Consider the following 20,258-nt stretch of genomic DNA (forward strand, 5'->3'; position numbering starts at 1 on the left):
GTCTGCGGGATTTCTGTGTCGGCTTCGCTTAGCACGCGGACTATGATGCGCGCCAATGGCGCCGACCGCGCCGACAGGGCGATGCGGCCCTGGGCGAAGGCCCGAATATGGGGAGAGACGACCGATGAGCTACCGCCCTCCTGTCGAGGACATGCTGTTCACCCTGCGCCATACGGCGGGGCTCGACCGGCTGTCCGCCGACGGCCTCGCCCCGGAGCTCGACGGGGGCATGGCGGCCGCCATCCTGGAGGAGGCGGGCAGGTTCGCCGGCGACGTGATCGCGCCGCTGAACGCGGTGGGCGACAAGATCGGCTCGCGGATCGTGGACGGCAAGGTGGTCACGCCGCCGGGCTGGCGGGAGGCCTACCGGGCCTGGGCGGAAGCGGGCTGGAACGGCCTCACCGCCGATCCGGGATTCGGCGGGCAGGGGCTCCCGCAACTCGTCCAGGCCGCCTGCGTGGAAATGTGGAACTCGGCCTCTTTCGCCTTCGCGCTCGGGCCGCTTCTGACGGCCGGCGCCATCGAGGCCGTGCACGCCCACGGCTCGGAGGAGCTGAAGCGGACCTACCTCGCCAAGCTCGTCTCGGGCGAGTGGATGGGCACCATGAACCTCACCGAGCCCCAGGCCGGCTCGGACCTCAACGCCCTGCGCGCCAAGGCCGAGCGGGCCGGAGACGGCACGTACCGGATCTTCGGGCAGAAGATCTACATCACCTATGGCGACCACGACCTCACCGACAACATCGTCCACCTGGTGCTCGCCCGGCTGCCCGACGCGCCGGCCGGCACGCGCGGCATCTCGCTGTTCCTCGTGCCCAAATTTCTGGTGAACCCGGACGGGACGCCGGGCGCGGCCAACGACGTGCGCTGCCACTCCATCGAGCACAAGCTCGGCATCCACGCCTCGCCGACCTGCACCATGGTGTATGGCGACCAGGGCGGCGCGGTGGGCTGGCTCATCGGCGAGGAGAACCGCGGCCTCGCCTGCATGTTCACGATGATGAACAACGCCCGCCTGAATGTCGGGCTGCAGGGCGTCGCCATCGCCGAGCGCGCCACCCAGCAGGCCCTCCGCTACGCCCAGGATCGCCGCCAGGGCCGCGCGCCCGGCCACAAGGGCGAGGGCATGAGCCCGATCATCCAGCATCCCGACGTCCGGCGCATGCTGCTGCGCATGCGCTCGCAGACCGGCGCGGCCCGGTCCCTGTGCTACCTCGTCGCCGAGGCGCTGGACCGCTCCCACCGCGAGACGAACGAGACGGCCCGCCGGGCGGCGTCCGAGCGCGCCGCGCTGCTGACTCCGGTGGCCAAGGCCTATTCCACCGACATCGGCGTCGAGGTCGCGTCCATGGGCGTGCAGGTTCATGGCGGCATGGGCTTCGTGGAGGAGACCGGCGCGGCGCAGCATCTGCGCGACGCCCGCATCGCCACCATCTACGAGGGCACCAACGGCATCCAGGCCATCGACCTCGTCACCCGCAAGCTGCCGCTCTCCGGCGGCGACGCCGTGCGGGCGCTGATCGCCGGCATGCGCGAGGCCGTGGCCGAGGTGGCGAAGGCCAATGATCCGGGCTTCGGCCGCATGGGCGAGCGGCTGCGCGACGCCGTCGACAGCCTCGACCGCGCCACCGCCCATATGCTGGGCGTGCTAGGGACGCGGCCTGACGAGGCCCTGGCGGGCGCGACGGACTATCTGAAGCTCTTCGCCCTGGCCCAGGGCGGGACGTCGCTGGCCGCCGAGGCCCTGATCCCCGACGAGCATGGCCGCGCCGCGCGCGTGGCCACGGCGCGCTTCTTCGCCGAGCAGGTCGCCACCGACGCGCCGGCGCTGGAGCGCGCGGTGGTCGACGGCGCGGGCGCGGTCGCGGACGGCGCCCTGGTCTTCGCCGCGTGATCACGGACGCCCGGCCGCTCTCCGGCAAGGTCTGCATCGTGGCGGGCGCCTCGCGGGGCGTCGGCCGCGGCGTCGCGGTCGCGCTGGGGGAGGCGGGCGCCGTCGTGATCTGCAGCGCCCGCTCGACGCGCTTCGGCGCGCGCACCGAGGGGCGTCGCGAGACCGTGGAGGATGCGGCCGAGGCGGTCGAGGAGGCCGGCGGCCGCGGCTACCCCTATGTCTGCGACCATACGGATCCGCGCGCCCTCTACGAGTTCGCCGCCTATGTGACGCGCCGGTTCGGCCCGCCGGCATTGGTCGCGTGCTCCGTCTGGGGCGGCGCGGAGGGCTTCGACGGCGCCCGCTACGCCGACGGAGCGGCCTTCGGGACGCCGTTCTACGAGCGGTCGCTCGGCGGCTACGAGGTCGCGATCCAGACGGGGGCCTATGCGCTGCTGGCCACGGCCCGCGCCTTCGCGCCGGTGATGATCCCGGCCCGGCGCGGCCTCATCGTCGCGCTCGGCTTCGACGTCGGCGAGGGGTCGGCCGGCGACGTCTATTACGACCTCGGCAAGGCCGCCACGCTGAGGGCCAGCGCCGCCATGGCGGCCGAACTCGCTCCCCACGGGCTGGCCTGCCTGCACCTGTCGCCCGGCTATGTGCGCACCGAGCGCACGGTCTCGGCCGGCCTCGCCGCCCAGGCGACCGAGACGCCGCTCTACGCCGGGCGCGCCGTCGCGGCGCTCGCGGCGGATCCGGACGTCGCCCGCCACAATGCGCGGTCGCTGTTCGTCGCGGACCTCGCCCGCGCCTATGGTTTCACCGACGCGGACGGCACCCGGCCGCCCCGCTACGCCCCGCCCGGCGCGACCGCGCCCTTGAGATCACGCTGAGGAGCGCGCCATGTCCGACACCGCCGCAGGCCCCCTGGGAGGCAAGACGCTGTTCATCACCGGCGCGTCGCGGGGGATCGGCCTCGCCATCGCCCTGAAGGCCGCCCGCGACGGGGCCAACATCGCCATCGCGGCGAAGACGACCGAGCCCCATCCCAAGCTGGAGGGCACGATCTACACCGCGGCGGAGGCGATCGAGAAGGCCGGCGGCAAGGCGCTGCCGCTGGTCGTCGACGTGCGCGACGAAGCCTCCGTGCAGACCGCGATCGGCCGCACCGTGGAGGAGTTCGGCGGGCTCGACATCGTGGTCAACAACGCCTCGGCCATCCAGCTCACGCCGACCACCCAGACCGACATGAAGCGCTTCGACCTGATGCACCAGATCAATGCGCGCGGCACGTTCATGGTGTCCAAATACGCCATCCCGTACCTCGCCAAGGCGGCCAACCCGCACATCCTGATGCTCTCGCCGCCGCTGGACATGCAGGAAAAGTGGTTCGCCCCGCATCTCGCCTACACCATGGCGAAGTTCGGCATGAGCCTGTGCGTGCTCGGCCTGTCGGGCGAGCTGCGCCAGCAGGGGATCGCCGTGAACGCGCTCTGGCCGCGCACCACCATCGCGACCGCGGCGGTGAAGAACCTGCTGGGCGGCGACTCGCTGGTGCGCGCCAGCCGCACGCCCGAGATCGTCGCGGACGCCGCGCATCTGGTCTTCCAGAAGCCGTCGCGGGAGTTCACGGGCCGGTTCCTCATCGACGACAGCTTCCTGGCCTCCGAGGGCGTCACCGAGTTCGACCACTACCGCGTGGACCCCACGCAGCGCCTCTTCGTCGACTTCTTCGTCCCGGCCGACAGCGTGGGTCCGGCCAGCCTGGACCCGGTCGAGGCTTGACCGGCGCGCATCGGCGTGGTCTTGGCCAGACGCCCCGCAAGGGACCGCGCGTAGGGGAGGCGGCGCCATGATCATCGTCTATCGCGCCTCCGAAGCGGGACCCGGCTGCCGCTTCGAGAAGCGGCTGCTGCAGGACGGCGAAGCCATCCCGTCCGATGCCCTGTGGATCGACCTGGTCGAGCCCACCCGCGAGGAGGACAGGACGGTCGAGGACTTCCTCGGCGTCAGCATCCCGACGCGCGAGGAGATGAGCGACATCGAGCCGTCCGAGCTGCTCTACACCGAGCATGGCGCGCGCTACATGACCGCCCGGGTCGTCTACAATGTCGAGACCGTGCCGGAGATCACGGGCCTCACCTTCATCCTGAAGGACCGCACGATGGTTTCGGTGCGCTACGCCGAGCCGAAGGCCTTCCAGATGTTCACCAACCGCATCGCGCGGCCGGAGGGCTGCGCCGCCAACGCCGAGGCGGTGATGGCCGGGCTGGTGGAGACGATCATCGATCGCGCCGCAGACGTGCTCCAGGAGACCGGGGCGCGGCTGGACGCCCTGTCGCGCGCCGTCTTCGAGGCGCGCCCGGACCCGGGATCGCGCCAGTCCGAGCACCAGGACACCCTGCGCAGCCTGGGGCGCCATGGCGACCTGATCTCCAAGATCCGCGAGAGCCTCGTCTCGATCGAGCGGCTGCTGCTGTTCCTCTCGGTGAGCTACCGGACCGCGCGGGTCCCGATGGAGCTGCGCGAGGAGGTCCGCACCACCCTGCGCGACCTGCAGTCGCTGGAGGAGCACGCCACCTTCCAGTCGCAGAAGATCCAGTTCCTGCTCGACGCCACCCTGGGGCTGGTCAATCTTGAGCAGAACAACATCATCAAGCTGTTCTCGGTGATGGCCGTCATCTTCATGCCGCCGACGCTGATCGCCTCGATCTACGGCATGAACTTCAAGCTCATTCCCGAGCTCGACTGGCGCCTGGGCTATCCGATGGCGCTGGCCATGATGGTGATGGCCGGCGTGCTGCCCTATGTCTTCTTCCGCTGGAAGAGATGGCTCTAGGCGACTCGCGCGGTTGCGGAATCCGCCTCCAGAGCCCAGACTTCGCGCATGTGTGGCCGCTTCGCCCTGACCGCCTCGCCCGAGCAGGTTCGCGCGCTGTTCCGCTATGAGGAGCAGCCGAATTTCCCGCCGCGGGCCAATGTCGCTCCGACCGAGCCGATCGCCATCGTGACCCAGGAGCGGGGCCGTCCGGCGTTCCGGCTGGTGCGCTGGGGCTTCATTCCGGCCTGGACGAAGGACCCGGGCGCGTTCCCGCTGCTGATCAACGCCCGCGGCGAGACGCTGGCGGAGAAGCCGGCCTTCCGCAACGCGATCCGCCGGCGCCGCTGCCTCGTCCCGGCCGACGCCTATTATGAGTGGAGCCGGGGGCCCGGCGCCGCCAGGCGTCCGCACCGGATCAGCCGGCGCGACGGCGCGACCATGGGGCTCGCCGCGCTGTGGGAGACCTATGTGTCGCCGGATGGCGGCGAGATCGACACCGCCCTGATCGTCACCACGCACGCCAATGGCGCGGTCTGCGCCCTGCAGGAGCGCATGCCGGTCGTGATCGAGCCCGGCGATTTCCGGACCTGGCTCGACTGCGCCGGCGAGGATCCCCGCGCGGCGCTGACGCTCGTCCGGCCCTGTGCGGACGATCTCCTGGCCGTGGAGCCTTGCGACCCCAGCCTGCCGGCGCCGGAGCGGGCGAGGCTGACGGTCGTCGCGGCCAAAACCGCCCGCCCGGCGCCCCGGCGCCGCGAGCCGGAGCCGCCCGCCCAGGGGAGCCTGTTCTGAGCGCCGCCGTCCAGCATCCCGCCGCCGCGCCCGCCGGGCTGGCGATCCGCCCCTATGTCCGGGCGGACCTGCAGGCCTGCGCCGAGATCTATGTCGACGCCCGCCGCGTCGCCTTCACCTGGTGCCCGCCGTCGATCTTTCGGACGGACGACTTCGAGCGGGATTCGCTCGGGGAGGCCGTCTACGTGGCCGAGCTGGAGGGGCGGGTCGCCGGGTTCCTGTCGCTGTGGCTGCCGGAGCGCTTCATCCACCTGCTCTTCGTCGATCCGGGCCTGCATCGGCGGGGGATCGGCCGCGCGCTGCTCTCGCATGCGCTCCACATCCTCGGCCCGCGCGTCTGGCTGAAGTGCCAGCAGGGCAACCTGAACGCGCTGGCCTTCTACCGGAGCCAGGGCTGGAGCGTCACCCCCGGCGGGTCCGACGAGGTCGGGCCGTGGTCCTACGTGGCCTCGCCGGCCGCACTGGTCAGCCCCGACGGCCGCTGAGCGTCGCGCGCAGCACGAAGGTGAGCACCTCCGCCACCGCCCGGTAGAGGGCCTCGGGGATCTCGTCGTCGAGCGGCACCCTGGACAGCGCCTCGGCCAGCGCCGGGTTCTCCTCGATGGCGACGCCGTGTTCCTCGGCGGCCGCCACGATGCGCTCCGCCACCGCGCCCCGGCCCGTGGCGGTGACGCGCGGGGCCCTCTGTTCGCCCTTGCGGTACTCCAGCGCGACGGCGAGCTTGCGGGGCGACACCGTGGTCATGAGCGCTGGTCCAGGAGGACGCCGGCCGCCGGAGCCGGACGGCGCGGCGCGCCCGCCACCACGGCGATCTCCGACGTGTCGAAGGCCGCGTCGTCGAGCGCCCGCTTGAGCGCGTCCGCCCCGACCCGGAGCGACGCGAGCGTCTGGCTGCGCTCGGCCCACAGGGTGACGCCGAGGCGCGTCCCGCCCAGCGTCAGGCGTGCGTGGACCGGCCCGGCCTCGCTGGTCTCGATCGCGAATTCGATGCTCCAGCGCCCGTCGGGGGCGCCGGCCCGGCCGGATCCGCCGCCCTCGCGCGCGATGCGCAGCTGGGCGTTGGCCGTCTCGCGCGGCAGCAGGACGGGGACGTCCATCACCCAGGCGGGATTTTGCGCCGGCCGGCCCGGCGCGCCATCGGCCGGGCGGGCGTCGTCGCGCGGCAGGGCGGCCGCCTGCGACAGGCGGATGCGATCGAGCGCGGCTTCCACCTGCCCGTGCAGGGTCCGGGCGACCTCGCCGGGAGACCGGTCCCCCAGGTCGGGGAGCGCGACAGCCGGCTCGGAGCGGGGCGCGGCGTCGGCTCGGGGCGGGCCGGCGCGGCCGCCCGCCTGTCCGGCCCTGGGCTCCGCCGCGCCCTGCAGGCGAGCGGGCGATGCCGGATCCGGCGGGTCCGACGGCCCGGACGCCGTCTCGCGGGCCGGGCCGAGGCCCTGGCCGAGCGCCGCCTTCAGGGCCGTGACGAGCAGGCGCGCGTCGCCGACCGGGGAGCGCGGGATCCCGCGCGGATCGGCCAGCTGGTTCCCGCCGGACGCATCGCGGAGGGCCGGCCCGGCCGGGTCGCCCGCGGGCTCCGGCCCGCCTGGGACCGGGCGGGCGGCGCTCCCGTCGGCGGGCGCCGCGGCGGGAAGGGCCGCGGGCGCCGCGGCTTGGGGCATGGAGGCGGCCGGCGCGGCGAGGGGCGTCGTCGACGCCTGAGGCGGCGGAGCGACCTTCTCCAGGATGGCGCCGAGCGCGAGCAGGAGCGCCTTGGCGTCGCGGGAGGAGGCTCCCGCGCCGGCGGCGAGGCGCGCGTCCAGGAACACGCCGGACTGGCGCACCAGCGCCTGCACGGTCGAGGCGTCGATGGGCGCGGCGGCGTCGAGGCCCGAGGACAGCAGCGCTCGCAGCAGCGGCTGGGCCGCGGCGGGCAGCGCGGCGGCTGCAGCCTGTGGGTCGGCGAGGAGCGCGCGGAGGGTGGACAGCAACTCGGCCGGCGCCTGCTGCCGGCCGGCCGCCCGCGCCACGGCGCCCGCCAAAGCGGCGGCCGGATCGGCGGTCGATGCGGCGGACCGTTCCACTCCCGCCTCGACGCGGCCGGGCGGCGCAGCCTCCTCGCGGACGGCCAGCGTCACGGCGGCGGGAAGCGCCGGGCTGGCGCGGGCCGCGCCGGTCGGGTCGGGGAGCGGCCGCAGCGTCGGCTGCGACCCCGCCGTCTCGACGACGAGCTTCACCGACGCGCCCGGGGCCAGACCGTCCCAGGCGGGCATGTCCAGGGCGCCGAACGCGGTGAGGAGGCGGGCGAGGCCAGCCTCGCTGATGGCGGCGACGCGCGCGGCGATCTCGTCGCCGGCCTGCAGCGCCGCGAGCGCCGGCTCGGCGCCGGCGGCGGACGGGGCGTTCTGCAGGGCGAGGCTGGCGACGGTCACGGCGCGGCTCCGGCGCGCACGCAAGGGCGCGCGGTCGTCCGATCAAGCCATGTCCGGGTTCCCAGCCGGTTAAGGCCGCCCTGGAATCGCCTCAGAGCACCTTGCCGGGGTTCAGGACGCCCTTGGGGTCGAGCGTCGCCTTGATCGCCCTCATCATCTCCAGCGCGACCGGATCCTTCACCTCGGCCAGCAGCTTGCGCTTGAGCCGGCCGATGCCGTGCTCGGCCGAGATCGACCCGCCATAGCGCGTCGTCAGCCCATGCACGACGCGGTTGATCTCGTCCCAGCGCCCCAGATAGGCGGCCTTGTCCATGCCGACCGGCTGGGTGACGTTGTAGTGCAGGTTGCCGTCGCCGAGATGGCCGAAGGGCAGGGGCCGGCACCCGGGCATCGCCTGCTCCAGGGCCGCGTTTGTCTCCTCGATGAAGCGCGGGATCCCGGCGATCGGCAGGGCGATGTCGTGCTTGATCGAGCCGCCCTCGAAGCCCTGGGCCTCCGACAGGGTCTCGCGCAGCTTCCACAGCGCGTTGCGCTGGTCGAGCGAGGTCGCGATCACGGCGTCCCCGACGCCGCCGGCCTCCATCGCTTCGCCCAGCAGCGCCTCCATAGCCTCCTCGAGCCCCTCGTCGCGCGGCGAGGAGAGCTCGACCAGCACGTACCAGGGATGCGGACCCTGCAGAGGGTCGCGGCAGCCCATGTGGTTCACCGACATCTCGATCCCGAGGCGCGGGATCAGCTCGAAGGTGGTCACGGCGTTGCCCGCCATCGCCTTGGCGCGGCCGAGGAGGTCGAGCGCGGCGGCCGGATCGGTAAGGCCGCACAGCGCCGTCACCATCTGGCGCGGGCGGGGGAACAGTTTCAGCACCGCGGCCGTGATGACGCCCAGCGTGCCCTCCGAGCCGACGAACAGGTTCTTCAGGTCGTAGCCGGTGTTGTCCTTGCGCAGCTTGCCGAGGCCGTTCCAGATCCGGCCGTCGGCCAGCACCACCTCCAGCCCCAGCACGAGGTCGCGGGCGTTGCCATAGGCCAGCACGGCGGTGCCGCCGGCGTTGGAGCCGAGATTGCCGCCGATCGTGCAGGTGCCCTCCGACGCCAGCGAGAGCGGGAACAGGCGGTCCGCCGCTTCGGCGGCCTGCTGGGCGCGCAGCAGCGTGACGCCGGCCTCCGCCACCAGCGTGTCGGACTGCGGGTCGACCTCGCGCACCCGGTCCATGCGGTTCAGCGACAGCACGATCTCGTCGCCGGTCTCGTGCGGAACCTGCGCGCCCACGAGGCCGGTGTTGCCGCCCTGCGGCACGATGGGCCACCCCTCGGCGTTGGCCAGCGCCAGCACGGCGGAGACCTCCGCGGTGGAGCCCGGCCGCACCACGCAGCGCGCCTTGCCGCGGTAGAGGCCGCGCCATTCCACCAGATAGGGCGCCATCTCGGCGGGGTCCGCGATGGCGTATTTGTCGCCCACGATCGCGGCGAGCTGGGTGACGGCGGGGTCCTGCTGCATCGGCGTTATCCCAAGGTGCGACGGGCCCGGCTGGCGCGGGGGCGGCGGAACACGCCCACGAGCTCGACATGGGCCGAGAAGAGGAACTGGTCGACTGGCGTCACGGCCTCCAGCGCATAGCCGCCTCCGACCAGGATGGCGGCGTCGCGCGCGAAAGTGGCCGGGCTGCATGAGACGCCCACGACGGTGGGGACCTGCGAGGCGGCGAGCTGGCGCGCCTGCGCCTCCGCCCCGGCGCGGGGCGGATCGAAGACCACCGCGTCATAGGTCGCCAGCTCCGGCCCCAGCAGCGGCCGGCGGAAGAGGTCGCGGGCCTCCACCGTCACGGGGCGGAGCCCCTGGGTGCGCCGCGCGGCGGCCGAGAGGGCCTCCAGGGCCGCGGCGTCGGCCTCGACGGCGTGCACGGCGGCGCGCTCGGCGATGCGCAGCGCGAAGGGCCCGACGCCGGCGAAGAGATCCAGGACGCGCTTGGGCTTGCCGAGCGCCTCCAGCACGAGGCGCGCGAGGGCGTCCTCGCCGGCCTGGGTGGCCTGCAGGAACCCGCCGGCGGGCGGCTCGACCAGGGTCGGGCCGATCGCCACCAAAGCGGGGGTCCGCGCCGAGATGACGTCGCCATGGATCGACAGACGGGCCAGCCCGAGGCGCTCCGCAAGCGCCACGAGATCGGTCTTCAGCCGCGGCGAAGCCGGCCCGTGGCCGCGCAGGTCGACGTCGAGGCCGCCCTGCGTGGCCGTGACCTGGATGTCGAGCGGCTTGGCGCTCTTGGCGCAGGCCTCGGCCAACGCGAGCGCGACCTCGGGCGCCCTGTCGAGGGCCGGGACGAGAAGCGGGCAGGCGGGGATCGGCACGAGATCGTGCGTGCGGGCGGCCATGAAGCCCACGGCGGTGCGCGTGCGGCCATCCGCGTCGGCGATGCGCCGGGCGTGGAACGTCGCCCGGCGGCGGCCTTCGCCATGCGCCTCGACGAGCGGGGAAAGGGTGACCTCGAGCCCGGCCTGCCGCAGCGGGGCCGCGGCCTGCTCGGTCTTCCACGCCGCATAGGCGGCCGGCGCGAGATGCTGGACGGCGCAGCCGCCGCACACGCCGAAAAGAGGGCAGGGCGCCGGAACGCGCTCGGACGAGGCCGTCTCTATCGAGACGAGCCGCCCGCGGCCATCCTCGACCTCAGCCGTGACGGTCTCGCCGCTCAGCGCGTAGGGCACGAAGACGACGCCGTTCGGGGTCACGGCCACGCCGTCGCCCCGCTGGCCCAGCCGGTCGATGGTGAGGCGCTCAAGCATGATGGGGCTCCGCCGGAAAGGCGCCGCGCCGGGCCCCGATCAGGAATTCGAGGTTGCCGTCGCCCCCGGCGACGGGCGAGGGGATGACGCCGTCGCAACGCCAGCCGAGCGACGCGACGAGATCCCGAGCGCCGGCGCAGACCGCGCGGTGGATGGCGGGATCCTTCACGAGGCCTTTGCGGACATGGGAGCGGCCGGCCTCGAATTGCGGCTTGACCAACGCCACCACGGCGGCGTCGGCCGCCGCAAGCGAAAGAACATGAGGCATGACAAGCCTCAGCGAGATAAAGCTCACATCGAACGTGAGGAGCGTGGGCGCCTCGCCCAGGTCTTCGGCCGCAAGCGTCCGGGCGTCGCGGCCTTCCAGGGAGGCCACCCTGGGGTCGTCCCGCACCGTGCGGTGCAGCTGGCCGTGGCCGACGTCGATCGCGCAGACGCGGCGCGCGCCGGCCGACAGCAGCACATGCGAGAAGCCGCCCGTGGAGGCGCCGACATCCAGGCAAGCCCGCCCCTCGGGGTCGTAACCGAAACGCTCCAGGGCGGCGGCGAGCTTCAGCCCGCCGCGCGACACCCACGGATAGGGCGGCTCGGCCGTGACCGCGGCGCCGGGCGGGATCGTCTCCGACGGCTTGCGGACGGGCCTGCCGTCGACGGCGACGAGGCCGGCCGCGATCGCCTCCTGCGCCTTGGCGCGGCTCTCGAAGAAGCCGCGCTCGACCAACGCCAGGTCGGCCCGCCGCGGGGACGCGGCTGGCGGCTGTGTCGGCAGGGAGCGGGCGTCGGACATTCGTGCGTCACATGCGGCTGGGGATGCGCAGGCGCTGGGCGCCGCGGCGGCCGCTCGTATAGCATGCCGGGGCGCGTCGCGAAGGCCCTCCGCGCGACCCTGACCGGCGCTCCTCTCCCGCACCCCCCGACCCGCGAGGTTTCCGATGCACCGTATCGCCCTTTCCATGATCGCCGTCGCGCTTGCGGCGGCCTCTTCGAGCGCCGCAGCCCAGGAGGTCGCCGAGGCTCCGGTGATCGACAACAAGGGCGCGGCCATCGGCTCCATCCGGCTGCGCGGCTCGGGCGCGGGCGTCGTCGTCCGGGTCTCCCTGAAGGCCGGGGCGCTGCCGCCGGGCTGGCACGGGGCGCACATGCACGCCGTGGGCGATTGCAGCGACACCGACAAGTTCATGAACTCCAAGGCGCATGTGAACCATGACGCCAGGAAGCACGGCCTGCTCAACGCCGAGGGGCCCGACAATGGCGACCTGCCGAACCTCTACGCCGCCGCCGACGGGTCGGTGAACGCCGAGCTGTTCACGCCCTTCGCCCGGCTCACGGGGCCCAACGGCCTCAAGGACGCGGACGGCTCGGCCTTCGTGATCCATGCGGCGGAGGACGACCACACGGCCCAGCCCATCGGCAACGCCGGGGCGAGGCTGGCCTGCGCGGTCATCAAATAGGGCGTTCCGGACCGGCGCGGGCCGCTCTCAGCGGCCCGCCATGTAGGACGCCAGGGCTTCCAGGTCCTCCGGCGCCAGCGTGTTGGTGATGTCGCTCATCCAGGGATTGTTGGTGCGCGTCCGGGCGCGGAAATCCTGGAGAGTCTTGAGGATGTATTCGCGCCGCTGCCCGGCGATGCGCGGATTGGTGCTGTCGCCCAGCCCCTCCGCGCCGTGGCAGGAGCCGCACTGGCCGGCCGTGACGGCGGCCTCGGCCCGTTTGGCCTCCTCCGGCGACGCCCGGGGCTGGTTGAGGTTCACCCAGGTCTTCTTCGAGAAATACTCGGCCAGCCCCATCATGTCCTCGCGCGACATATCCTTGGCGATGCCGTTCATAATCTCGTTCTTGCGCTGGCCGAGCTTGAAGTCGCGCAGCTGCAGATAGAGGTAGCCCTGATGCTGGCCCCAGATCAGCGGGTAGGACTTGTCGACCGGCGCGCCGGCCTCGCCATGGCAGGAGGCGCAGACCTGGGCCTTCTCCTCGATGTCTTCAGCGGCCGCGGACGCGGACGAAAGAGCGGAAGGAACGAGCAGCGCCAGAAGGGGCAGGGCCGCGGCGCGGAGCGGAAAGTGGCTCATGCTGGAATCTCGGGGGAAGCGGGATCGGGGGATGGAGGTTCGGCGAAGGCTCCGTAACGGAACGGGGCCGCGAGCGGCGGCCCCGTCCTGATTGAGAGCATGCCGCGTTTCGACGGAAACACAGCATGCTCTCGTGTCCTCGTGGTCGCATGCTTCGACGCGAAAGTCGGTTTCCACCTGTTCGCAGCATGCTCCAGCGTGTCGGGCTCGGCCGTTCAGTCCGCCGTCGTGAAGGCGATGATGCTGTTGCCGCGCTTGTAGTCGATCTGGGTGTTCCCGCCCGCGCCGACCACCACATACTGCTTGCCGTCGACCGTGTAGGAGGACGGAGGCGCGTTCACGCCGGCGCCGGCCTGGAACTTCCAGAGCGTCGACCCGGTCTCCGCGTCATAGGCCTTGAACAGGCCGTTCGCCTCGCCGGTGAACACCAGCCCCCCGGCGGTCGCCAGGATGCCGCCGATCATGGGCTGCGCGGTCTTCACCTGCCAGCGGATCTTGCCGGTGTTGTAGTCCACCGCCGTGACGTTGCCCCACTGCTCCTCGGTCGGGATCACCTTGAACGCCCCGCCGAGCCACAGCTTGCCGGCCGGGTAGTTCGAGCTCTCCACGTGATACGTCATCGGCTGGTGCAGGTTGATGGCGTAGCTGAGGTTCAGGTTGGGATTGATGGCGATCGGCGACCACTCGACGCCGCCATTGGCGCCGGGAAGCATGCGCGCGCCTTCCTTGGTCGGCAGCACCCACATGTTCTCCTGCGGCACCATGGCCTCGGAGAAGCGGATCAGGCTGCAGTCCTTGGCGTCGTGGACATAGACATGGCCGGTCTTGCCGGCGTGCAGCACGCCCTTGATCGGCTTGCCGTCCTTGTCGGCCACGGTGGTGATCACCGGCGGGCTGACCGAGTCCAGGTCCCAGACGTCGTGCGCGATGTATTGGAGGTGGCAGACATACTGCCCCGTATCCAGGTTCACCGAAACGAGCGAGTCCGTGTAGAGGTTGTCGCCAGGGCGCAGCGAGCCGTCGAGGTCCGGCGAGGGATTGCCGACCACGAAGTAGATCCGGCGCGTCTCGAGGTCCACGGCCGGGTTCTGCCACACGCCGCCGCCGAGCGTCTTGAAGGGGTCGCCCGTCTTGGCGAGCTGGGCCTTCTCGGCCTCGATGTTGCGGTGCATGTCGCGGCCGGTCGCGTCCTTCGTGGCCCAGACGCCGACGGAGTTCTCCGGCACCGTGTTGAAGGTCCACAGCAGCTTGCCGGTCTTGGCGTCATAGGCCTTCACGAAGCCGCGGATGCCGTATTCGCCGCCATTGGTGCCGATCAGGATCTTCCCGTCGACGGCCGTGGGGGCCATCGTCTCGCTGTAGCCGAGCTCCGGATCGGCGATCTGGGTCTCCCAGACCGGCTTGCCGGTCTTGGCGTCGAGCGCCACCAGCTTGGCGTCGAGCGTGGCCATGTAGACCATGTCGCCGTGCACGGCGACGCCGCGATTGTTCGGGCCGCAGCAATAGACGGTGATCGGCCCCATCTTGTGCTTGTAGTGCCAGAGCTCCTCGCCCGTCCGCGCGTCCAGCGCGTAGGCGTGGTTGAAGGAGGTGGTCACATACATGACCCCGTTGACCACGATCGGGCTGGTCTCCAGCGATTCCTTCACCTCGGTCTGGAAGATCCAGGCCGGGCGCAGCTTGCCGACATTGGAGACGTTGATCTGGCGGTTCGGATAGTAGCGGGTCTGCTGGTAGTTTCCGTTTGTGTGCAGGAAGTTGTTGCCGTCGCCCGCGGCGCGGTTCAGGAGGTCCTGGCTCACGGTGTTCATGTCGCCCCATTTGGAGGCGGCCTTCACTTCCTGAGCCCGGACGGCCCCTGATGCCGCAAGGCTGGTCGCGAGCGCAAAGGCGCCGACCGCCATGAACTGGCGCTTTCTCGACATCATCCTCGAGTCCTCCCCTGGCGCGGGCGGAGCCTGCGCACGTGCGGCGATTGAGCTCGCCTGCGAGGCCGATGCTGCGCCTCGATCCCGCCGGGTGTCAACTTGGGTTCACGCTGTCGCGCCGCGACGATTCGGGGCGCGACAGCGCGTCCGCGAGCCTCCGGACGAGGTCAGCGCGTGCAGTCGACGAGATCGTTCTCGTGCACGGCGAAAATCTCGCCGGCCTTCACGGAGACCCCCCTGGCGAGGCAGACCCGCCCGGCCTCGTCCTTGACCTGCACGTCGTAGACGCCGGGCGCCACGTCGGTGATGCGCAGCCGTTCGTCGAAGTCCACCGTGCCGTCGCGGTCGTTCTCGCACTGGTTGCGCCCCCAGCGCGTCGTTCCGGCGGGCGCCAGCCGGACCTGGGTCAGGGTCACGCCCGTGAGGTTCCACAGCCGCGTCCCGCCGCGCTCGGCGGACTGCCCCGGCGACGCCCCCAGCACGCAGCCCAGCGCCACCGCCGCCAGACCCATCGATCGTCTCAATCGCATCTCGTCCCCCCTCATTTCGACGGCAGTGCAGCACCTTACGGCCGCCGCCGCAAATCCGCCCGATGGCGTCGGCATGTCACGACCCGAAACCGGTTGGAGGTCCCCCGATGCGCGCTGATCAGACGGAGAGCGGCCCCGCCGTGCTCGACCGCAAGATCGTCCACGACGGCTGGAGCACCTTCGTGATCGCCCGGATCCGGCTGCCCAACGGCGCCGTGGTGAACCGCGAGATCGAGGACCACGGCCGCGCCGTCTGCGTGCTGCCCTATGATCCGCAGCGCAAGACGGCGATCCTGATCCGCCAGTTCCGGCCGCCGGCCTTCGTCGCCGGAGGCGAAGCCTTCGTCACCGAGGCGCCGGCCGGCCTGCTGGACGAGGATGACCCCGAGGACTGCGCCCGCCGCGAGGCCATGGAGGAGTGCGGCCTCCGGCTCTCCGCCCTGGAGCCCGTCGTGAGGGGCTGGACGATGCCGGGCATCTCCACCGAGCGGATGGACTTCTTCCTCGCGCCCTATGGCGAGCGCGACAGGGTGGGGGACGGCGGCGGGCTCGCCGAGGAGCACGAGGACATCACCGTGCTGGAGATTCCGCTGGCGGACCTCGCGGCCCAGGCCGCCCGCGGCGAGGTCACGGACGTGAAGACGCTGATGCTGATCCTGTCGCTGCAGGTGCGCCGGCCCGACCTCTTCGCCTGAGGTCAGGCGATCAGGCTGGCCGCCTTCGCGGCGGCCGAGGTCTCGTCGCGGCCGAGCGCCTCCAGGACCTTGGCGACGACGCCCTTCGCGTCGAGCCCGGCGCGGGCGTACATGCGGTCGGGCTTGTCGTGGTCCAGCCAGACGTCGGGCAGCACCATCGAGCGGACGCGCAGGCCCTTGTCGAGGGCGCCGACGTCGGCGAGGTGGTGCAGGACGAAGGACCCGAAGCCTCCGACGGAGCCCTCCTCGATGGTGACGAGCACCTGGTGCTCGCGCGCGAGGCGCTCGATCAGCGCGGCGTCCAAAGGCTTGGCGAAGCGCGCGTCGGCGACGGTGGTCGACAGCCCCATCGCGGCGAGGTCGTCGGCGGCCTTCAGGCACTCGGCGAGGCGCGTTCCCAGCGACAGCAGGGCGACGCGCGTACCTTCGCGCACGATGCGCCCCCGGCCGATCTCGAGCGGCACTCCGCGCTCGGGCAGTTCCAGCCCGACGCCTTCGCCCCGCGGGTAGCGGAAGGCGATCGGACCCTCGTCATAGGCCACTGCGGTCGCCACCATGTGGACGAGCTCCACCTCGTCGGCGGCCGCCATCACCACCATGTCGGGCAGGCAGCCCAGATAGGCGACGTCGAAGCTGCCGGCATGCGTCGCGCCGTCGGCGCCGACGAGGCCGGCCCTGTCCAGCGCGAAGCGCACGGGCAGCTTCTGCAGCGCCACGTCATGCACGACCTGGTCGTAGGCCCGCTGCAGGAAGGTGGAGTAGATGGCGCAGAACGGCTTGTAGCCCTCCGTCGCCAGGCCGGCCGCGAAGGTGACGGCGTGCTGTTCGGCGATGCCCACGTCGAAGGTGCGCTTCGGGAACTCCTTGCCGAACAGGTCCAGGCCCGTGCCGGACGGCATGGCGGCCGTGATGGCGATGATGCGGTCGTCCTCGCGGGCGGCCTTGATCAGGCTGTCGGCGAAGACGCGCGTGTAGGACGGCGCGTTGGCCTTCGGCTTCGATTGCGCCCCGGTCACCACGTCGAAGGTGTTGACGCCGTGATACTTGTCGGCGGAGGCCTCGGCGGGCGGATAGCCCTTGCCTTTCTGGGTGACCACATGGATCAGCACGGGGCCGGCCTGGCCGTCCCGCACGTTCCGCAGCACGGGCAGGAGATGCTCCAGATTGTGCCCGTCGATCGGCCCCACATAGGTGAAGCCGAGCTCCTCGAACAGCGTGCCGCCCGTCAGGAAGCCGCGCGCATGCTCCACCGCGCGGGTGATCGTGCGGTCGAGCCGCTTGGGCAGGCGCCCGGTGACATGCTTGCCGATGTCGCGCAGCGTCAGATAGGTGCGGCCGGAGAGGAGCCGCGACAGATAGGCCGACATCGCGCCGACCGGCGGGGCGATCGACATGTCGTTGTCGTTCAGGATGACGATGAGCCGGCTGTCCATCGCGCCGGCGTTGTTCATCGCCTCATAGGCCATCCCGGCCGACATGGCGCCGTCGCCGATCACGGCCACGACGTTGCTCTTGCGCCCGTCGAGGTCGCGCGCGACGGCCATGCCGAGGCCGGCGGAGATCGAGGTGGAGGAATGCGCCGCCCCGAAGGGGTCGTACTCGCTCTCCGAGCGCTTGGTGAAGCCGGAGAGGCCGCCGCCCTGGCGCAGCGTGCGGATCCGGTCGCGGCGTCCCGTCAGGATCTTGTGCGGATAGGCCTGGTGGCCGACGTCCCAGATGATCCGGTCGCCCGGCGTGTCGAAGACGTATTGCAGCGCCACCGTCAGCTCGACCACGCCGAGCCCCGCGCCCAGATGGCCGCCGGTCACCGACACGGCGTCGATGGTCTCCAGCCGCAGTTCGTCCGCCAGTTGGCGGAGTTGGGACTGGTCCAGGCGGCGCAGGTCCTCAGGGATGTCGACCTGGTCGAGGAGCGGCGTCCGGGAGGCGTGAGAGGAGGGAGCTTGCGTCACGTCGGGGCCCGTCGGGGGAGTAGCGCGCAATCCCCGTTGATCTGATCACTCATTAAACGAAAACCGCCGTGGCTCACAATCGATCCAGAGTCGCAGGGGCGAATCGAAGCCGCGCCGTCAGCGGTCCACGTCCAGCGGCTCGGTTCCGCGGGCGCGGCCGTCGGCGCCCAGCGTGATCTTCTCCACCCGCGCCTCGGCCTTGCGCAGCAGCGCCTCGCAATGCTTCTTCAAAGCTTCGCCGCGCTCATAAATGGCGATCGAGTCCTCCAGCGGCACGTTGCCCTGCTCGAGGCGGCCGACGATCGTCTCGAGTTCGGCGAGCGCGGTCTCGAACGGCATGGCGGCGATGTCGGCGGCGGCTGCGGTCGGCTGGGCGTCGGTCACGGAGGTCTCCCTTGTGGCGCCCTATATCGGCCGCCGCGCCGGACGTTGCAAGTCGGGCGGGGCGCAGCCGCGGCTGCTCAGCCGTCGGGAGGAGCGCGCACTCGGAATGATCCTGACGGGAGGCGCAGGCCTAAGCTTTGACCAGATCGAGGCGCCGCTCGATCTGGTCGAGACGAAGCTCGGATTCGGTCGCTGCCGTGAGAAAGCGACGCGTTCTGTTGCTCCAGAATGCCGAGCAACACACGATCCGCCATTTCGGGTCCCACTCCCTCCTGCGCTGTCGGGCTCGCGGGCGCCAACCCGACGGAGCCTCAGACAGGCAGCGCCGTCGTTCGCTTCACGGTCCTGAGCGCCAGGGTGGACTGAACCCGCACGACCCCGGGCAGCGTCGTGAGCACGCTGCGGTGAATGCGCTCGAAATCGGCCGTGTCGGCGAAGACCACGCGGATCAGGTAGTCGGCCGTGCCGGCCAGCAGGTAGCATTCGAGGATCTCGGCGTGGCGCGCCACGGCGGCCTCGAAGGCGTCCAGGCTCTGGCGCCCTTGCTGGTCCAGGGTGACGAACACGAAGGCGGTCCCCGGCAGGCCCGCCGCCGCTTCGTCCAGCAGCATCACGGTGCCTTTCACGAGCCCGGAATCCTCCAGGATCTTGACCCGGCGCAGGCAGGCGGACGGACTGAGATGCACGCGGTCGGCGAGGTCCGCGTTGGTGATCCTGCCGTCCTGCTGCAGCAGCTTCAGGATCGCACGATCCCGCGCATCCAGATCAGGCATTCGCATGTTTTGCGCCCCCTCAGCGCCGGGGCGCAATTCTATGCTGAGAAGCGCCCCCTGCGAAGGCCTGTTTCGTCGGTTGCGCCGGGGGCGCGGCGTAAGCTTTCCGTGTATTTTCCGCCAGGGAGGCGACCATGCGCGTGGGTGTTCCGCAGGAGATCAAGAACCACGAATACCGTGTCGGGCTGACGCCGTCCTCGGCGGCGGAGCTGGTCCATCACGGCCATACTGTGCTGGTGGAGACCGGCGCGGGCCTCGGCTCCGGCATCCCGGACGAGGACTACGCCGCCGCGGGCGCCGATATCGTCGCCGACGCGGACGCGGTCTGGTCCGGCGCGGACCTCATCGTCAAGGTGAAGGAGCCCCAGCCGGACGAGCGCGCGCGGCTGCGGCGCGGCCAGACGCTGTTCACCTATCTCCACCTCGCGCCGGACCTGGAGCAGACCCGGGACCTCGTCGCCTCCGGGGCGACCTGCATCGCCTACGAGACCGTGACCTCGCCCAGCGGCGGGCTGCCGCTGCTGACGCCGATGTCGGAGGTCGCCGGCCGGCTCGCCCCGCAGGTCGGGGCGCACTGCCTGGAGAAGGCGGCGGGCGGCCGCGGCGTGCTGCTGGGCGGCGTCCCGGGCGTTCCGGCCGCCGACGTCCTCGTGCTCGGCGGCGGCGTCTCCGGCACGCACGCGGCCACCATCGCTCTCGGCATGGGGGCGAACGTCACGGTGGTGGACCGCTCGGCCGACGCGCTGCGACGCCTCGCCAGCCAGTTCGGCACGGGACTGCGCACCGTGTTCTCCACCCGCGACGCCGTGCGCGAACTCGTCAAGCGCGCCGATCTCGTCATCGGCTGCGTGCTGGTGCCGGGCGCGGCGGCGCCCAAGCTCGTCACCCGCGACATGCTGAAGACCATGAAGCCCGGCGCCGTGATCGTGGACGTCGCCATCGACCAGGGCGGCTGCTGCGAGACCTCGCACGCCACCACGCATGACGACCCGACCTATGTGGTGGACGGCGTGGTCCACTACTGCGTGGCCAACATGCCGGGCGCGGTGGCGCGCACCTCCACCTTCGCGCTCAACAACGTCACCTTGCCGTTCCTGCTCGCGCTGGCCGACAAGGGCTGGCGCCAGGCGCTCACGGACGATCCGCATCTGCGCGACGGGCTGAACGTGCACGAGGGCCAGATCGCCTGCCAGCCGGTGGCGGAGGCGCATGGGCTGCCCTATGTCAGCGCCGAGCGCATGCTGGGACTCTGAAC

Annotated in this window: 20 protein-coding genes; 9 read left to right on the plus strand and 11 right to left on the minus strand. The window is 71.7% G+C overall.

Annotated features, from left to right (window positions below; all coding sequences use genetic code 11):
* Nucleotides 1-124 precede the first annotated feature (124 nt).
* The 6 genes from ACYVO7_RS22970 to ACYVO7_RS22995 all read left to right on the plus strand — a co-directional run bounded on the left by ACYVO7_RS22970 (nt 125) and on the right by ACYVO7_RS22995 (nt 5,971).
* Nucleotides 125-1,894, plus strand: a complete 1,770-nt coding sequence (locus tag ACYVO7_RS22970; protein WP_460452099.1) for an acyl-CoA dehydrogenase — start codon at nt 125-127, stop codon at nt 1,892-1,894.
* The gene (locus ACYVO7_RS22975; protein WP_460452100.1) at nt 1,891-2,766 is read left to right on the plus strand and encodes an SDR family NAD(P)-dependent oxidoreductase; all 876 of its coding nucleotides are present in this window, start codon (nt 1,891-1,893) and stop codon (nt 2,764-2,766) included. The genes ACYVO7_RS22970 and ACYVO7_RS22975 overlap by 4 nt, the downstream gene beginning before the upstream one ends.
* Nucleotides 2,767-2,776: 10 nt before the next feature.
* Nucleotides 2,777-3,658 (plus strand): SDR family oxidoreductase, encoded by an 882-nt coding sequence (locus ACYVO7_RS22980; RefSeq protein ID WP_460452101.1) that lies wholly within the window; start codon nt 2,777-2,779, stop codon nt 3,656-3,658.
* 67 nt (nt 3,659-3,725) lie between these two features.
* Nucleotides 3,726-4,712: a magnesium transporter CorA family protein gene (locus ACYVO7_RS22985; protein ID WP_460452102.1), complete on the plus strand. Its 987-nt coding sequence runs from the start codon at nt 3,726-3,728 to the stop codon at nt 4,710-4,712.
* 48 nt (nt 4,713-4,760) lie between these two features.
* Nucleotides 4,761-5,486: an SOS response-associated peptidase gene (locus ACYVO7_RS22990; protein ID WP_460452103.1), complete on the plus strand. Its 726-nt coding sequence runs from the start codon at nt 4,761-4,763 to the stop codon at nt 5,484-5,486.
* Nucleotides 5,487-5,572: 86 nt separating this feature from the next.
* Nucleotides 5,573-5,971 (plus strand): GNAT family N-acetyltransferase, encoded by a 399-nt coding sequence (locus ACYVO7_RS22995; protein WP_460452154.1) that lies wholly within the window; start codon nt 5,573-5,575, stop codon nt 5,969-5,971.
* Here the strand turns inward: ACYVO7_RS22995 and ACYVO7_RS23000 are convergent.
* From ACYVO7_RS23000 to ACYVO7_RS23020, 5 genes are all read right to left on the minus strand, one after another.
* On the minus strand, nt 5,952-6,230 hold the full coding sequence (locus tag ACYVO7_RS23000; RefSeq protein WP_460452104.1) for an EscU/YscU/HrcU family type III secretion system export apparatus switch protein: 279 nt from the start codon (nt 6,228-6,230) through the stop codon (nt 5,952-5,954). The two genes, ACYVO7_RS22995 and ACYVO7_RS23000, sit on opposite strands and share 20 nt — an antisense overlap.
* Nucleotides 6,227-7,894 (minus strand): flagellar hook-length control protein FliK, encoded by a 1,668-nt coding sequence (gene fliK / locus ACYVO7_RS23005; RefSeq protein ID WP_460452105.1) that lies wholly within the window; start codon nt 7,892-7,894, stop codon nt 6,227-6,229. The genes ACYVO7_RS23000 and fliK overlap by 4 nt, the downstream gene beginning before the upstream one ends.
* 91 nt (nt 7,895-7,985) lie before the next feature.
* Nucleotides 7,986-9,392: an FAD-binding oxidoreductase gene (locus tag ACYVO7_RS23010; RefSeq protein WP_460452106.1), complete on the minus strand. Its 1,407-nt coding sequence runs from the start codon at nt 9,390-9,392 to the stop codon at nt 7,986-7,988.
* Nucleotides 9,393-9,397: 5 nt separating this feature from the next.
* A complete protein-coding gene (locus ACYVO7_RS23015; protein WP_460452107.1) occupies nt 9,398-10,672 on the minus strand; it encodes a class I SAM-dependent RNA methyltransferase in 1,275 nt (424 codons plus the stop codon).
* Nucleotides 10,665-11,459 (minus strand): TlyA family RNA methyltransferase, encoded by a 795-nt coding sequence (locus tag ACYVO7_RS23020; RefSeq protein WP_460452108.1) that lies wholly within the window; start codon nt 11,457-11,459, stop codon nt 10,665-10,667. Before ACYVO7_RS23020 ends, ACYVO7_RS23015 begins: the two co-directional genes overlap by 8 nt.
* A 145-nt stretch (nt 11,460-11,604) precedes the next feature.
* Here ACYVO7_RS23020 and ACYVO7_RS23025 point away from each other — a divergent pair, with 145 nt between their 5' ends.
* Nucleotides 11,605-12,123 carry a superoxide dismutase family protein gene (locus ACYVO7_RS23025; protein ID WP_460452109.1) on the plus strand — a complete coding sequence of 173 codons (519 nt, stop codon included), beginning with the start codon at nt 11,605-11,607 and terminating at the stop codon, nt 12,121-12,123.
* 27 nt (nt 12,124-12,150) lie between these two features.
* Here ACYVO7_RS23025 and ACYVO7_RS23030 read toward each other — a convergent pair whose 3' ends face one another.
* The 3 genes from ACYVO7_RS23030 to ACYVO7_RS23040 all read right to left on the minus strand — a co-directional run bounded on the left by ACYVO7_RS23030 (nt 12,151) and on the right by ACYVO7_RS23040 (nt 15,199).
* Nucleotides 12,151-12,741 carry a c-type cytochrome gene (locus ACYVO7_RS23030; protein ID WP_460452110.1) on the minus strand — a complete coding sequence of 197 codons (591 nt, stop codon included), beginning with the start codon at nt 12,739-12,741 and terminating at the stop codon, nt 12,151-12,153.
* A gap of 215 nt (nt 12,742-12,956) precedes the next feature.
* Complete coding sequence (locus ACYVO7_RS23035) at nt 12,957-14,669, minus strand: outer membrane protein assembly factor BamB family protein (protein ID WP_460452111.1); 1,713 nt, start codon at nt 14,667-14,669, stop codon at nt 12,957-12,959.
* 167 nt (nt 14,670-14,836) lie between these two features.
* Nucleotides 14,837-15,199 carry a hypothetical protein gene (locus tag ACYVO7_RS23040; protein ID WP_460452112.1) on the minus strand — a complete coding sequence of 121 codons (363 nt, stop codon included), beginning with the start codon at nt 15,197-15,199 and terminating at the stop codon, nt 14,837-14,839.
* A 107-nt stretch (nt 15,200-15,306) separates the two neighbouring features.
* Here ACYVO7_RS23040 and ACYVO7_RS23045 point away from each other — a divergent pair, with 107 nt between their 5' ends.
* A complete protein-coding gene (locus ACYVO7_RS23045) occupies nt 15,307-15,894 on the plus strand; it encodes an NUDIX domain-containing protein (RefSeq protein WP_460452113.1) in 588 nt (195 codons plus the stop codon).
* Between the two features lie 2 nt (nt 15,895-15,896).
* Here the strand turns inward: ACYVO7_RS23045 and dxs are convergent, their stop codons facing one another.
* The 3 genes from dxs to ACYVO7_RS23060 form a co-directional block, all read right to left on the minus strand.
* Nucleotides 15,897-17,846 carry a 1-deoxy-D-xylulose-5-phosphate synthase gene (gene dxs, locus ACYVO7_RS23050; protein WP_460452114.1) on the minus strand — a complete coding sequence of 650 codons (1,950 nt, stop codon included), beginning with the start codon at nt 17,844-17,846 and terminating at the stop codon, nt 15,897-15,899.
* Between the two features lie 117 nt (nt 17,847-17,963).
* Nucleotides 17,964-18,230, minus strand: a complete 267-nt coding sequence (locus tag ACYVO7_RS23055) for an exodeoxyribonuclease VII small subunit (protein ID WP_460452115.1) — start codon at nt 18,228-18,230, stop codon at nt 17,964-17,966.
* Nucleotides 18,231-18,541: 311 nt separating this feature from the next.
* Nucleotides 18,542-19,003 carry an Lrp/AsnC family transcriptional regulator gene (locus ACYVO7_RS23060; RefSeq protein WP_406857454.1) on the minus strand — a complete coding sequence of 154 codons (462 nt, stop codon included), beginning with the start codon at nt 19,001-19,003 and terminating at the stop codon, nt 18,542-18,544.
* Nucleotides 19,004-19,137: 134 nt separating this feature from the next.
* On the opposite strand from ACYVO7_RS23060, the gene ald reads away from it, so the two are divergent.
* Nucleotides 19,138-20,256, plus strand: a complete 1,119-nt coding sequence (gene ald / locus ACYVO7_RS23065) for an alanine dehydrogenase (RefSeq protein WP_460452116.1) — start codon at nt 19,138-19,140, stop codon at nt 20,254-20,256.
* Nucleotides 20,257-20,258 lie beyond the last annotated feature (2 nt).

It is taken from the genome of Alsobacter sp. SYSU BS001988 (assembly GCF_054796215.1).

Bases quoted from the DNA above. Each gene is read 5' to 3' on its own strand.
- ACYVO7_RS22970 (WP_460452099.1), top strand. From the start codon at position 125: ATGAGCTACCGCCCTCCTGTCGAGGACATGCTGTTCACCCTGCGCCAT.
- ACYVO7_RS22980 (WP_460452101.1), top strand. From the start codon at position 2,777: ATGTCCGACACCGCCGCAGGCCCCCTGGGAGGCAAGACGCTGTTCATC.
- ACYVO7_RS22985 (WP_460452102.1), top strand. From the start codon at position 3,726: ATGATCATCGTCTATCGCGCCTCCGAAGCGGGACCCGGCTGCCGCTTC.
- ACYVO7_RS22990 (WP_460452103.1), top strand. From the start codon at position 4,761: ATGTGTGGCCGCTTCGCCCTGACCGCCTCGCCCGAGCAGGTTCGCGCG.
- ACYVO7_RS23000 (WP_460452104.1), bottom strand. From the start codon at position 6,230: ATGACCACGGTGTCGCCCCGCAAGCTCGCCGTCGCGCTGGAGTACCGC.
- ACYVO7_RS23010 (WP_460452106.1), bottom strand. From the start codon at position 9,392: ATGCAGCAGGACCCCGCCGTCACCCAGCTCGCCGCGATCGTGGGCGAC.
- ACYVO7_RS23015 (WP_460452107.1), bottom strand. From the start codon at position 10,672: ATGCTTGAGCGCCTCACCATCGACCGGCTGGGCCAGCGGGGCGACGGC.
- ACYVO7_RS23020 (WP_460452108.1), bottom strand. From the start codon at position 11,459: ATGTCCGACGCCCGCTCCCTGCCGACACAGCCGCCAGCCGCGTCCCCG.
- ACYVO7_RS23025 (WP_460452109.1), top strand. From the start codon at position 11,605: ATGCACCGTATCGCCCTTTCCATGATCGCCGTCGCGCTTGCGGCGGCC.
- ACYVO7_RS23030 (WP_460452110.1), bottom strand. From the start codon at position 12,741: ATGAGCCACTTTCCGCTCCGCGCCGCGGCCCTGCCCCTTCTGGCGCTG.
- ACYVO7_RS23035 (WP_460452111.1), bottom strand. From the start codon at position 14,669: ATGATGTCGAGAAAGCGCCAGTTCATGGCGGTCGGCGCCTTTGCGCTC.
- ACYVO7_RS23040 (WP_460452112.1), bottom strand. From the start codon at position 15,199: ATGCGATTGAGACGATCGATGGGTCTGGCGGCGGTGGCGCTGGGCTGC.
- ACYVO7_RS23045 (WP_460452113.1), top strand. From the start codon at position 15,307: ATGCGCGCTGATCAGACGGAGAGCGGCCCCGCCGTGCTCGACCGCAAG.
- ACYVO7_RS23060 (WP_406857454.1), bottom strand. From the start codon at position 19,003: ATGCCTGATCTGGATGCGCGGGATCGTGCGATCCTGAAGCTGCTGCAG.
- ald (WP_460452116.1), top strand. From the start codon at position 19,138: ATGCGCGTGGGTGTTCCGCAGGAGATCAAGAACCACGAATACCGTGTC.